This window comes from Runella limosa DSM 17973, assembly GCF_000482465.1.
Taxonomy (GTDB): domain Bacteria; phylum Bacteroidota; class Bacteroidia; order Cytophagales; family Spirosomataceae; genus Runella; species Runella limosa.
In genome coordinates, this window is record NZ_KI519425.1 from 69,790 (window position 1) to 83,369 (window position 13,580).

Below are 13,580 nucleotides of genomic sequence, written 5' to 3' on the forward strand. Positions count from 1 at the left end.
GTATAAAAAAGCGGCTTTGTATGGCAATCCCACCCGAAAGTTCAAAAAAAATTGTGGTAGTACCCTGCGCTATCTTTGAAAAAGATGGGTGTGTTTTTTCGGCCCAGCGCAAGGAAGGGATGTCACTGGCTCTAAAATGGGAATTTCCTGGCGGAAAAGTCGATGAAGGTGAAACGGAAATTGAGGCACTTCACCGCGAAATTATGGAAGAGTTGAGCGTGGAGATTGAAGTAGGAGTACGCCTTGAACCTGCTTACAAAGAAGACCCCAATCGCATTATCTGCCTTGTACCTTACGTGTGTCGGATGCTTACCTCGCCCATCGTTTTGACCGAACACCAACAATATAAATGGGTGCGCCTAGAAGAGGTTCACAAACTAGATTGGGCCGAAGCCGACTTAGAAGTCATTGAGACTTTTCTTCACTATTTAGGCGTCAGCAAACTTCGTCGCCATAAAACAAAGTTAAAGTGTTGACTATTAGGAGTTTTTTGCCTGTAGTTTTTGTTGGACAGACTTGACAAAGTCCACGGTAGTATCTGCTATATCAGCAATTTGTTCAAAAGTCCTGTTCCCTTCTCTAAGCAGAAAAGCGACAAATTTTGATAATTCTTTTTCCTGTCCTTTGATGAAGAAAGGGTCATTTTCGACATCAAAATATTTTGCCATGTTCTTTATCATATCGTCAAACTTTAAATTCAAGTTACGAAGTTTTGCAAGAATCCTCAACTGTCTATAGTGTTTTTTTAACGTATTTGCATCAGTTTTAGTTTCTTCGAGTCTTTGGATGATTTTTGAGAGCACATTTGCAGGTTGTTCGTTGCCGAAATCTCCCAAAACAGCTAAAATAATTTCTTCAGGGTTTATTGAGTTGAGAAATCGTAAATAATCGAATTGGGTGATGTTGATGAGCTGAAACTGAAAATAATTTCCATCCTCTGAAAGTACAGTTCTCATGGTTGGTTCTTTGTTGCCAATGTAAATAACAAATTGCCTAATGGGAAACTTGTATTTTGATTTTAATAAAACCCAGTAATCTGCCATGCGATACACCATTTTTTTGTAGTCATCTACTTGAAATTCAAGGTGTAAAATAAACTTCCTGCCGCTTGGGTCGGTAATTATTCTCAGAACGTCTGCTTCTTTTTCCTTGGTTTGTTGCAGCTTTTCTTTGATTACCGTCGATTCTAAAACTTTGAAGCCCAAAACGCTATTCATCAACGCAGGAATGATGCTCTCAATATTTTCTTTTACGATACGGTCGTAAATATTACCTTCTCTTTTGTGTTCCATAGTAAAGCAAAAAGGGTGTTTACTGTTTCACTACTTTACGGACAATCGTTTGACCTTCTATCATAAAACGTAAAAGATACGTGCCAGGGGCGGTGTCTTCGAGTGATACGTCAAGCCCGTGCAATGTTCCTTTCCTGAAGTGCCCTTTGTTGAGGATTTTACCTTGGGCGTCCAACAATTCCCAGTCGCCCGATTTTTGACCAAAAAACCTAGCTTCTACTTTGACTTTGTTGTGGGTAGGGTTGGGTAATACCCGCAAGTCTTCTTCAGATATAGGCTCAATGGCCGTAATTAGCACACCCACGCGCGCACTTCCACCGATGCTTCCGTTTCCACATACGTTTGTCACTGATTTTAGGGTATAAGTTGTTTCCAACGCTGGTTTTACGCTGATGGTACTGGCGGAGGCAGATACGCTTGCCGAGCTATTGTCCGACAGAACGTAGGTCACAGGAAATGTACCTTGTACGGCTAATCTTAGCTTTGATTCTCCACCAAAAGCAATCGTAGTATCGCCACTAAGGGTAGCTTTGGCGCGTTGTTTGAGCGAAAAAGCGTCGCTTGGCGTGAGGTTTGCGTTGGCATTTTGGGTAGGCTTGATGCGTAAACGGTAACTGCCGCCGATTTCTACATTGGCAGGAATCGTAACTTTAAGGGGACTTTGGCTACCACTTCCGACAGTGCGGGTGGTGGTAAAATTCCCTTCTTTGTCTGATAATTGAGCTTCAAAGCCAATGCCTGTATCAAACCCTCCTGTGACGGTAAAAGGTAAATCAAAGACCGATTCGTCGCAGACAGTGATTGTGGTGGGTAATTGAGTAACTACTTTGGGGGTTATTTCTACCCGTGCGCTTCCACTTGTCGTACCCGTACCACAAGCATTGCTTACAGAAGTGACGGTATAAATGGTAGTGGTTTGGGGCGAAACGTTGATTGTCAGCGGATTAGTTGATGTAGTGCCCGTAGTGTTGTTAGAAAGTTGGTACGTCCACGGCCCTGAACCAGAAAATTGAAGCGTGAGTTGTGCGCTTTGCCCTGCATCAATGGCGGTTGAACCACTCAAGGTAGCCGTGGGTTTTTGCTGAATACGGAAGCCAAGGGATACGACTGGAGCAATCCCTGCGACGTTGGCCATAATTCGAAAACGATAATTGTCCCCCGAGGGCAATGAGGCAGGAAAAGTAGCTAAAAATGCGTTGTTACTTTCGGTGGATAGGGTAACTGGTTGAGAAAAATTTCCCTGATTATCAGATAATTGCAAGGTGTATTTCCAGCGATTACGGTCAGTGTTGGCAACAGAAAACGGCACAGAAAGTACCTCGCCTGCGCAGGCATTGGCTACAGGTTTATCGAACGAAAGGGCAGGCTTTTCACTCACTGACACTACAAAACGGTCTAACAAACAACCCGCTTCGTCGCGGACTGAAAGCGTGGTGTCGCCCGTGAGAGTGAAGGATAACGTGGGCTCATTGCTGCCATTAGACCATTTTGCAGCGCCTTTCCACGATGGTGTGAGTGCCACAGTTTCGCCGTGACGCGCTTTGAGTTGAGTCGTTTTATTAACGTTTTTGAAAATTGTAAATTGATCACGAACCACGCCGTCGTTACAAAGCCATTCAAAATTTAGACGATTGTCCTCTACTTCGATGACGACCGAGCCACCGTTTTGGAAGTTTTTGAAAGGCATCGCAGGGTGGGCTGGCCCATCGAGTCCGTTGTTGCGTCCCGAAGAACCTGCAACTACGTAAATAACGCCTTCATCTCCTCCGTTTTTGACGTACGCACACGAATTGGAACTGCTGTCGTATTTGCCCGATGAAGTGCTGGTCAAATGAGCAGTTTCATTAAATGATGGGGCAAGTCCTGTGTGACCCCGCGTAGGGCGCGAACGTTCGTACAAGTGGCTATGACCGCTCAGTACCAAATCAACTTTAAAGCGCTCTAAAATAGGATTCAGATTTTGTCGAATGAGGACTAATTCCGTTTCGGTATCCGAATCGTGCGAGTTTTTGGTGTAAGGCGGGTGGTGAAACATCACAATCGTCCACGGAAGGCGATTGGCGGCTAAGTCTTTTTTGAGCCATTCCACCTGTGGGCTGAGTGTATCGTACAACCGATATTTATCTTGTTCAATGCCATAGGAGTCTAAGGCTACTACGTGTACATTACCGTAATCAAACGAATAATTCATTTCTGACCCCGACGGGACACCGCCTGACTCGCCGTTTTGGGGCTGGGAGAAAATCTGAAAATAAGCAATCTCGCGGCGGCTTTGCACGCCCGAATAATATTCATGATTACCAGGAATGGCCCAAATAACGTTGTTTTTGAAGAAATAATCTTGGTAAATATTGAAGAAATTGTTCTGGTATTCTTCGTCGGTACCGATGGCATAGGCATTGTCTCCAAGAAACAAAACAGCGTCGGTTTGGCGGTTATCGTTTTGAATGCGTTTTAAGTAAGCATCGCGTACTTCCCGCTGATTGGGTGAACCATCTCCTGCATCGCCTAAGGCCCAAAACCTCACTTTTTGCTTACTTCCCGTGGGCGGAGCCGTTTTGAAATAATACGAATCTCCTTCGTAGGTCGTGCCATTGACTTGGATTCCGTAATAATAGACCGAGTTGGGAGTAAGGCCAGTGATGCTTACTTCGTGTTCGGTCGTGGGAACGTCGCGGCCAACGCTTTGCGTTTTTTGGGAAGAAGAACTCCCGTAGGTAAGCTTACTAACCACCGCCACGTCTGTCCGCCAACGCACTACGATGCCCGTTGAAGAACCCATTTGGAGGTAAGGGCCACGCACGATTTTTTGGGCAAAAAGGGCATTGGAAGCACAAACGATTATTAGAAGTACAAACCAAACAAAGTTGGGTAGTGAAACGACTAAAAAACGACGTTTAAGTAGAAATGGAGCCATGCGAATTGTGATTAGTTAAATCGAATCACAAAGTTGCGCAAAAGAACCTATTTTACCTCAATCGTTACGCTTACTTCTTTCTGAGGTTTGCAGTACCACTCGCCTTGGCAGCGTAAAAAGTACGTGGTGGTTTCTTGCGGCGAAAAACTGCGTTGATTTCGGGGTGAGTAACTGTACCGTTGCATCAGCGTTTTGGTTCCATTGGCGGTCTGGTAAAACCATTCCAACGGCCCCTGACCATATTCGTTGACGGGACAGCCCGAAAATGATAAGACAATTTCTTCCCCCTTAGAAATGGTATATTTTTCGGCGGTGAGCGTGGGAGTAGGAACGTTGCAAGTGGCACATTCTTTTTCCCGAACAACTACGTACTGCACGTTTTGAGCAAAGTCGGAAGCTTTGAAGAAATAGCGCTGCGACCAACTGCCCGTGGTGGAATTTTCAAGAATTACCCGATTGCTGTCAAATGTTTTGGTTGAAGAAAGGCTCACTTCGGCACATTTCACTTCGTCGAGCAGGTTGGAATAACCTTTGCGAAGGGCCACTTTGTACTCGCGGCCTGTGAAAATATTGGTGTAGGTGGTATCTTGGGAAATCAAAATTTCGTAAGGATAAGGCCGAAGGGTGTCCACGGGTGGTAAGTTGACGTCAATGTCGTCGCGATAAGCTTTATCCGTAAATCGAATCAATGCGCGGGCGGCTTTTCGGTCGGTAGTGATGCCTTTAGGGCCGTCCCAAACGATTTTAAATTTGCGGGAAAGAACCGTTTTAAACGAAATAGGCCGACGTACCAACTCACAAGGGTTGGTCAGGCCGCCTCGGTAAAAAATGCCAAACACGGCCGTGGCGTAGTACAGACTATCTTGTGGATTAAAAAAACCACGATCTTGGTCGGTGACTTCTGAAGTGCTGATGGGAGCGCCTGCTTCACACTTGCCCGAAGTGCCTGATGTTCTTCCGTTAAAAAATGGATTTTCGCACCCTATCAGCCCTACCAATCCAATCCATACAATTATTGTCAGCCACTTCTTCATTTCACAAATCGTTTTCGATAGTTTCTCAGACAAATATACGGGGAAATTCACAAAAACGATTCTGCTAGTTTGAGCAAAGTTTATAAAACTGGTATGCTTATTGCTCTGAGCCTGAGTATAACTAAGCTTACGTACATGAAAAAATTATACCTAGTTGCGTTGTTGAGCATGTTAGTGGGAGTGCAGTCGTATGCTCAACGTTTTGTGAAAATCGACGAAGACAGTCGCCGTTTTTGGATGAATGTGGGCGTCGGGCCTGGTTTGATGAAAGCGGGTGGCTCTTACGATTTTAGCCCATTTTTTCTCCCGAAAACAGCTCCTACGTGGCAGGTGTTTTTGTCGCCTTATTACATGGCTTCCAATCGTTTTAACGTTGGCCTAAAGTTGGGAGGCTTTTTCCGACCTTCGTTTGAAGATGTAGAGTCGAAGAGCGTGGTTCAACAAAAATTCACTTCGTTTGGGTTGTTGTACGCCGACTATTATTTGTCGTCGCCCTATCGGATTTTGGAGCGCCCTTGGAAACCGCGTTTTTATCTCGGCTTAGGAGCAGGGGTTTCGTACATTGGTAAATTAGAGGCCAAAGATTTGTTGACCGAAAATCGCTTTACGTTCCGCCGCAAAAACCAAGATGCGTTCATTACGGTAGCACCAAAAATTGGGGTTTCGTTTCGTTACATCAAACTCGAAATTGAGCATACCTTGACGACGCCGTTTAATCCAGATATTACGTCGATTACTATCATTAGCGCCCTTCCATTGGGAAATCCACGGTATTATTAGGGGGTGGTTAGATCTTAATACATTGGTTAAAACACATAGAGCACAATAGAATAAACACATAGAAAACAAAGCCGTTTGCTCTATTTTCTATGTGTAAAATCTATGTGAGCTATGTGTTTATCTATAAAAGAGCGGGTTGTGAGCAACCCTTAACACGAGTCTATGTGAGCTATGTGTTTACCTGTAAAATAGCTGGTTGGCACGGCTAAGGTTTCAGCGCCAAACGGCAATAATGACCTGCTAAACCCGCAAAGCCCGCCACCAATCCTCCCACGAGGGTAACGGCGGTAAAAAGACTAGCGGCGTTTGGTAATTTGAAAATTTCAGCCACTTTTAAGGGGAATTCTCCTCCGCTGGAAAAACTTTGGAACAACGAATACCCTAACCATAAGGTGGAAATTGCGGCAAACGCAATTCCGTACGCTTCTTTGGCATTTTTAGCTTTCCAAAAACATAGCCCAAAACACACGATAGGCATCAGCCACCAAGGGCCTAAAAATTGCGCAATACCGCTTATGACAAGAATAAGAATATAAAGCATGAGTCGGAGAGTTTAGCGTTGTAATTTGACGGTTGATTTGATGCGAGGGTGTTGTTCGTCTTTCGACTTCAAAAACACCAGCTCATTGAGTTCGCCTTTGGCCCATTTATCCACCATGTTGTCGTAGTGGTGACTACCTGGGTTGCCCGACTGCCCCCCTGGGTACAAACCGTAGGCTTTAGGCCACGTTTTGTCGAGCTGCACCACCATCCGCCACGACGGCCCGTGTCCTGCTTCGGTCGTAGCGTTGACAATGCCAGGGCCACCGCCGTTGACGACATCCATCCGTGAAAACGATTTGAACAACGGTACAAGGTGTTTGATGTCAGTGCCTTTTGCTGTACTCCATACCCACGTTTGTGGGTTGTACGGCCCGTATTTTACCGTAAGCGAGTCGATGGTAGCTTTAAAAGTGGTCGTAATAATATCGGCGGCGGTTTCTACCTTGTCGGTCGTTTTTACGTTGTCAAACCACTTCGCATTGGGTTGTTTTTGGAGCATGGCCCACGTACGGTCGCGGGTAGGTTGAGACATGGGCGCTTTTTCGTCTTGGGTTGGAAACTCATCTTCCCAAATTGCCAAACGGAGTTCTTTTACGAAGCGCTCAAAAATGGTAGGGGCGATTTCGTTGGGGTCGTTGCGCAAATTCCACTTGGCCAACACGCCGTAGGCTGGCAAGGCTTTCGCGCTGGGGTCTTTTTCCAAATACTTGAGTAATTCGGGCAGAATGCGGCGTGCTTCTACGTTGAAATTATCATTTTGAAGAAGACGTAAGCTGTCGGGGGTTGCTTTGGTCATGTTGCCCAAACGCTCATTGATACGAATACCCCGTTCGGCAGGGGCAAATTTCCACCCCAAATAATACGGATACGAAGGGTCAGCGGGGAATTGATTGGCCGAACTCACAAAACCACGGGCAGGATTTTTGACGTAGGGCGTTTGCTCTACGGGAATCCACGCTTTCCATTCGTGTTCAGGGTTTGAGCCATCGAGCGAGTATTTTCCTTGCTCTTTCCACTTGAGCGGAAAATGTCCTGCTGAGGTAATGGCAACGTCGTTTTGATTGCTGGCAAATACCACGTTGAATCCAGGAGCGGCCAAATACGGTAAAATCTTGCGGTAATCGTCGTAGTTCTTGCCGTGGTTGATGAGGTACAGCGCCTTCACTGAATTTCCTGCGGCTACGGGGCCAACCCACGTAAGCGCATGACCAACAGGTAAATCAGAGAAGAAAGGTTTTTGCCCTTGGCTATAAAGAATCGGGCCGTGGTGGGTATAAAGGACTGTGTCGCGGATGATGTCGGGCGAGCCTTTTACCTTAAACTCATTGACCCTCGACGTGACAGGGCGCCAGTTGTCGCCGTATTTGTATTCTTTGAACGTATTGTCTTTGAACTGAATTTGGAACAAATCAAACACGTCCGAACCGACGTTGGTCATTCCCCACGCAATGTCTTTGTTGAATCCAATGCCAATACCTGGCCAACCAGGCACGCACACGCCATAGACGTTGACCGTGGGTGAAACCAACTGCATTTGGTACCAAATAGAAGGAAGGCTTAGACCCAAGTGGGGATCGTTGGCAAGCAAAGGTAGCCCAGAGGCTGTACGCGAACCGTGAACCGCCCAGTTGTTGGAGCCAATGCCTGGGTTTTCGGCTTCAAGGTCGAGATTGGCGGCCATGCTTGCTTTCATGAGTTCGGGTACTTTCGGAACGGCAAGCGGCGTAAAATCCCATTTTGTGCTCGAGGGTACAATCGGCGACTCTTCTACGGGATAGTCAGGAAAAAGGTCGTTCATGGTTTCTTTGCCAAACTTCGCCAAAGCGTTGGCCATGCGGTAGTCGTCCGAGCGCGCATTCATGTCTTTGCGCATCACCATCTCTACCAAGGCCGTTTTAAGCGGTGACCAAGCTTCGGGCGTATAGCCAAGAATTTTATACTCGATGGCCAAATCTTTGTAAGAAACCTGTTGAATGTAAGCGTTGACCCCTGCCGAATAAGACTCTACAATGAGTTTAGAGGTTGGGTCGTGGGTAAACGATTCGGCCAATCTCTCGGCTCCTTCGGGCAGTTGGAGACGGCGATTATAGCGGTCAAAATCAAGCGCCAAAGGCCCCATTACTTCGCTCAAACGCCCCGCCGCTACGCGACTATAAAAGTCCATCTGCCAAAGACGGTCGCGGGCAATGATGAAACCTTGGGCGAAATACAAATCTTCGTCGTTGTCGGCAAAAATGTGCGGAACGCCATTATCGTCGTATTTAACGGTTACTTCTCCTTTGAGTCCCTGAAGTTTAAAATCTGCTGGAGGAAGTTTTTCCACTGACTCGGCGTTTTGCCAAAAACCTGTAAACGGACTAAAAAACGGCCCCAAAGCAGGAGCAGGTCCCAAAGGACGGCTGAAAATGTACGTCAGCCCACCAGCTACCAGCAGACTCAACAACGCACGAATGTATTTCATTGGAGAAGATTAAAAAGGGTTTGGTTTTGGTATTTTGTTGATAAAAAAATGAATTAAATGGGGTGCAATTTACTCTTTTTTGTCAAATGTTGGCCAATCGAGCGGTGCACGATCTTCGGCTTCTCCCAATAAATAGCCAAAAGGTTTGAGCGCTTCTACCGAATCAAAAATTACTTTGACAATAGCCGTTACGGGAAGGGCTAAAATCAAGCCCGAAACGCCCCACAATTGTCCCCCAAAAATCAAGACAATCATGGAAGCAAGCGGGTTGACGCTCACCTTTGACCCGACAATGTAAGGGGTAATAAAATTGCCTTCTAACACTTGAATTACCCCAAAAACAGCCAACACGCCCAACGAATACATGGGTGAATCGAGCGCGACCAGGGCCATCAACGCAGGTAAAATAGAGCCTATTAATAGCCCAATGTAAGGAATGAGGAGCAAGCAAGAGGCAAAAAAACCGAAGAAAACGGCGTGCGGAACTCCCAACAGCAACAAACCTGCGGAGTTGAGTACGCCCACAATCAGAATGACCGACACCAATCCAACGAGGTAGCCTTGCACAACCTCATAAATGCGTCGAATCGCTTGATCGACGCGGCGTTTGTGTCGGCTGTCGAATAGTTTGTAAAAAAATTGACGGAAAAAATCGCGGTAAAGCAAGAAGAAAAAAACGAACAAAGGAACAAGCGTTGCTGAAGCCAGCGTACCCGTGGTGGTCGCGACAGCACCCGTCAAGACCGATGCGCTGTTTTTGAGGGCTTCGGTAAGGTACTTGCGGCCTTCGCTGATTTGCTTGCGGCGGCTCATGCCAAAATTGTCACTCAAAAAATCTTGTCCTTGATCAATCCAATAATTGGCTTTTTTCTCCAAACGAGGAAGCTCTTCTCCAAAACTGATGATTTGAATGGACGCCAAGTAAATCAACCCTACCAAAACGGCAAAAAAGATGATTTGGGCAATGGTGATGGCCAACAACCGAGGGAAACGCCAACGTTCTAAAAAAGCACAAATGGGGTAAAGAAGCACGGAAAATAAAACCGAAAACGTAAGCGGCACGATGGTTTCACGGAGCACGTACAAAATATAAACGATAATCACCGACGAAAGTAACCAGCCAGCGAGTCGAAGGGAAAAAGGAAATGATTTTTGCATGGTCGGAAATGGTAAATTCGCTCAAATCTACGTATTTTAAAGGGGAAAAGGCAAGCCCCCGTGCCAAGGGTTGCTCACAACCCGCTCAAGGATAGATAACCACATAGTTCACATAGAATTTTCACATAGAAAATAGAGAAAATGTTTCAAAAACTATTTTGGCTGGCTTTCACGCTGCGCGTAGCGACGTGCGACTGCCACCACGAACGACGAAAAGAAGGCTTCAAACGGGCGAATGCCCGTTATACAGTAACGCAAGTTGGCCAATTGCCGCCACAAATTCACGAAACTTCGGGGCTAGTGTTGGGTGAAAAAGAAGGAACGTTTTGGACGCACAACGACGGCGGAAACCCCGCTGAAATTTATGAAGTTGACCCAAAAGGGGCGTTGCTCCGCACGCTTCCGTTGTCGCCTTTGGTCAACAAAGACTGGGAAGACATCGCCAAAGACGACCGAGGTAACCTCTACCTCGCCGACGTTGGCAATAACGCCAACAATCGCCGCGATTTGGTCATTTATAAATTTCACCCGCTCACACCCGAGCGCGTGGAAAGTATTCGGGTTAGGTACGCTGACCAACGCGCGTTTCCACCCGCCGCCGACTCGCTCAATTTTGATTGTGAAGCGGTGGTTTGGCACCAAAACAAACTCTATTTGTTTTCTAAAAACCGTAGCAAAACCGACCGAATGGTGAAAATGTACGTTGTGCCCGACGCGGCAGGCAGCTACGAGGCCACCTCCCAAGACAGCGTGTATAGCCACGCAATGGTAACGGGGGCCGACGTGAGTCCTGACGGAAAAACGCTGGCATTGCTCACCTACGGAAAAGTATTGCTCTTTGACATTGCCCAAGGTATGAATTTAGAACGCCCTACGCATTGCCTAAAAATAGCTCGTGCTCAGACCGAAGCCATTGTTTTTGTCAACAACACTGACTTTGTCATTTCCAACGAACGAAAGGGGAAACTGTGGAAAGTGACGAAAAAATAGTCCCTTTTGTCATTCGACCTTTGTCATGCCGTAGGCATCTAAAATAACGCGGTAGTAGATGCCTACGGCATGACAAAAAGTGGCATGACAAAGATGGCTACAAAAATCCTTATGATTTAGAATCAGTTGGGAGTTGGATGGTTGGGGTTTCGCCCGATTCTTTGCCTTTCAAATACTCAGGAAGGTTCAAACCTGCCATGTTGAAAAGGTCGTTGAGAGGAGGCACTGATTTCATCATTCCCGAGATAAAATTGGCGGTGGATGAGTTCTCTCCGTTGCTTCCGCCATTGTCCCAAACCGTCACTTTGTCGATTTTGATATTTTTCACGGCTTCTACTTGAATTTGGATTAACTCAGGAAGTTTTTCAATCAACAACAACTGGAAGGCTTTCGACGGGTCGCCACCTGCGGCTTGCACTACTTCTTTGTAGCCCTCGGCTTGTTTGGTCAGGATTTCGTACAACCCTTTTGCTTCGGCCTCCATTTTGGCATAAATCGCGTCGGCTTCCCCTTTGGCTTTTTCGCGGATGCGCTCGGCTTCGGCTTGAGCTTCGATAATGGCGCGTTGTTTGGCGATTTCGGCAGGGACAATCGTGTTGGCCAACTGTGACGAACGTTCGCGTTCGGCGCGGGCGGTTTCTGCTTTTTGTTCTGCTACATACGATTCTTCCAAAGCCATCGCTTGTTGTACTTTTTCGGCGGCGTTGGCGCGGCGGTTGGCTTCGGCTTCACGTTCACGGCGGAGGGCTTCGGAGTTGGCAATCGTAATTTTGGCTTCGTTTTCTCCCCGAACGGCGATGGAGTTGGCTTCCGAAATTTTAATACGCGTGTCTTTTTCGGCTTCGGCTTTCCCGATGGCTTCGTCGCGGAGGGTAGCGGCGATGACGATTTCTTTGTCTTTTTTGGTTTGGGCAATCTGAATATCGCGCTCACGTTGCGTTTCGGCAATGCGGGTATCGCGATCGCGGTCGGCGAGGGCTTTTCCAATTTCCCCCACTTTTTCTTGTTCAGCTACGCTGATTTTGGCTTCGTTGATGGCTTTGGCGGCTGCCTCTTTCCCAAGAGCTTCGATGTACCCCGACTCGTCGCGAAGGTCGGTAACGTTGACGTTAATCAATTTTAAGCCTATTTTTTTCAATTCGGCCTCTACGTTTTGGGTAATATTGGTCAAAAACTTGTCGCGGTCGGAGTTGATTTCTTCAATGGTCATCGTCGCAATCACCAAGCGAAGTTGCCCAAACAAAATATCCTTGGCCAATTCCTGAATCTCTTGCATCGAAAGCCCCAAAAGGCGTTCGGCAGCGTTGTTCATGCTATCGGTTTCGGTTGAGATGGCTACTGTAAAACGGCAAGGAACGTCGATGCGGATGTTTTGGCGGCTAAGGGCATTGGTCAAATTGGCTTCAATCGAAATCGGTTTTAGGTCCAAAAAAGCGTAATCCTGAATCACAGGCCAAACAAAAGCACCCCCGCCGTGGATACAGCGCGCCGAGGAGGTGCCGCCGTCTTTGTTGGTGCCCGTCCGTCCGTAGATGACGAGGATTTTGTCAGAAGGACAGCGCTTGTAACGCGCCAAAAGGGCGGTAATAGTGGCGAAAATAACGACCGCAATCACCGCGATGGTAATCAATGGAGTCATGGTTGTACAGAGATTTAGTTAAAAAATGAATGAAAATAGTTTAGTAAAAAGAGAGAATTAGCACAGTTCCACCACCAAGGTGTCATTGGGCAAAGTAGCAGTCACTTTAACAACCGCTCCCGTGGGAATAGGCGTTGCTTGTTGGGTGACGGCATTGAGCTCGCGCAGCGTATTTTGAACACTCACGTGTACTTTGCCATGACCGCTTTGCTGGGCAGGAATGGTCAGATAAACTTCGGCGGTTTTACCGATGGCGTTTTCGAGCCGCATCACGTTGTTTTGGTTGAGCTTTTGTAATTGTTTGATAATAAAGAAAAATACCCCAACCAGCGCCAGTCCCGCCGATGTAGCAACAATAATGAGGACTAATCGATTGGAAATGAGTTCGTAAAAGCCAAGCCCCGTCCAGCCAAACCCCAACAAAAAGTGAATAAGGTTGCGAAAAGAGAACAATTGAAACGGCCCATCGGTATGCGAGACATCTCCGTCGAAGTCGGCATCGAGGCCATCGGAGGCATCGCTTCCTGCAAACGTCATAACGGTTTGAATCAGGAAAATGAGCGACGCAGGCAATGTAATGTACCACAACCCTTTCACAAAAGGGTCGGCATTCTGTAGGAATTCCATAGCAGATAGCGTTAAAGGTTAAGAATCACTTAAAAATAACGGTACAAAGGTAGATTACCTCGCCCTGCTGGAAGAAATGATTTTAAGGTCGCGCCTTGGAATCACGTGATGGTGCCTTGTAAGTGTGTGATGAGTGGTA

11 protein-coding genes are annotated in these 13,580 nt (G+C 46.8%); 3 read left to right on the forward strand and 8 right to left on the reverse strand.

Features of this window, described 5'->3' with window-relative positions; all coding sequences use genetic code 11:
- The first annotated feature begins 20 nt into the window (after nt 1-20).
- The gene (locus K339_RS34585) at nt 21-476 is read left to right on the forward strand and encodes a (deoxy)nucleoside triphosphate pyrophosphohydrolase (RefSeq protein ID WP_051398201.1); all 456 of its coding nucleotides are present in this window, start codon (nt 21-23) and stop codon (nt 474-476) included.
- Between the two features lie 3 nt (nt 477-479).
- Here the strand turns inward: K339_RS34585 and K339_RS0123500 are convergent, their stop codons facing one another.
- The 3 genes from K339_RS0123500 to K339_RS0123510 all read right to left on the reverse strand — a co-directional run bounded on the left by K339_RS0123500 (nt 480) and on the right by K339_RS0123510 (nt 5,243).
- Entirely contained in the window at nt 480-1,217 is a 738-nt protein-coding gene (locus tag K339_RS0123500) for an RpnC/YadD family protein (RefSeq protein ID WP_157607721.1), read from the reverse strand.
- Nucleotides 1,218-1,311: 94 nt separating this feature from the next.
- Entirely contained in the window at nt 1,312-4,209 is a 2,898-nt protein-coding gene (locus tag K339_RS36195) for a metallophosphoesterase (protein ID WP_051398202.1), read from the reverse strand.
- A 47-nt stretch (nt 4,210-4,256) separates the two neighbouring features.
- Nucleotides 4,257-5,243, reverse strand: coding sequence for a hypothetical protein (locus K339_RS0123510; RefSeq protein WP_028525797.1), 987 nt, complete (start codon nt 5,241-5,243; stop codon nt 4,257-4,259).
- A 135-nt stretch (nt 5,244-5,378) separates the two neighbouring features.
- Between K339_RS0123510 and K339_RS0123515 the strand changes: the two genes are divergently transcribed.
- Nucleotides 5,379-6,023 (forward strand): hypothetical protein, encoded by a 645-nt coding sequence (locus K339_RS0123515; protein WP_028525798.1) that lies wholly within the window; start codon nt 5,379-5,381, stop codon nt 6,021-6,023.
- 205 nt (nt 6,024-6,228) lie between these two features.
- On the opposite strand, the gene K339_RS0123520 is transcribed toward K339_RS0123515, so the two are convergent.
- From K339_RS0123520 to K339_RS34595, 3 genes are all read right to left on the reverse strand, one after another.
- Nucleotides 6,229-6,564 (reverse strand): hypothetical protein, encoded by a 336-nt coding sequence (locus K339_RS0123520; RefSeq protein WP_157607722.1) that lies wholly within the window; start codon nt 6,562-6,564, stop codon nt 6,229-6,231.
- A gap of 12 nt (nt 6,565-6,576) precedes the next feature.
- Nucleotides 6,577-9,027, reverse strand: coding sequence for a penicillin acylase family protein (locus K339_RS0123525; protein WP_028525800.1), 2,451 nt, complete (start codon nt 9,025-9,027; stop codon nt 6,577-6,579).
- 69 nt (nt 9,028-9,096) lie between these two features.
- On the reverse strand, nt 9,097-10,185 hold the full coding sequence (locus tag K339_RS34595; RefSeq protein ID WP_037301776.1) for an AI-2E family transporter: 1,089 nt from the start codon (nt 10,183-10,185) through the stop codon (nt 9,097-9,099).
- A 141-nt stretch (nt 10,186-10,326) separates the two neighbouring features.
- Here K339_RS34595 and K339_RS0123540 point away from each other — a divergent pair, with 141 nt between their 5' ends.
- Nucleotides 10,327-11,175: an SdiA-regulated domain-containing protein gene (locus K339_RS0123540; RefSeq protein WP_028525801.1), complete on the forward strand. Its 849-nt coding sequence runs from the start codon at nt 10,327-10,329 to the stop codon at nt 11,173-11,175.
- Between the two features lie 109 nt (nt 11,176-11,284).
- Here the strand turns inward: K339_RS0123540 and K339_RS0123545 are convergent, their stop codons facing one another.
- Complete coding sequence (locus tag K339_RS0123545) at nt 11,285-12,814, reverse strand: flotillin family protein (RefSeq protein WP_028525802.1); 1,530 nt, start codon at nt 12,812-12,814, stop codon at nt 11,285-11,287.
- Between the two features lie 57 nt (nt 12,815-12,871).
- Nucleotides 12,872-13,441: a serine protease gene (locus K339_RS0123550; RefSeq protein ID WP_028525803.1), complete on the reverse strand. Its 570-nt coding sequence runs from the start codon at nt 13,439-13,441 to the stop codon at nt 12,872-12,874.
- Nucleotides 13,442-13,580: the final 139 nt, after the last annotated feature.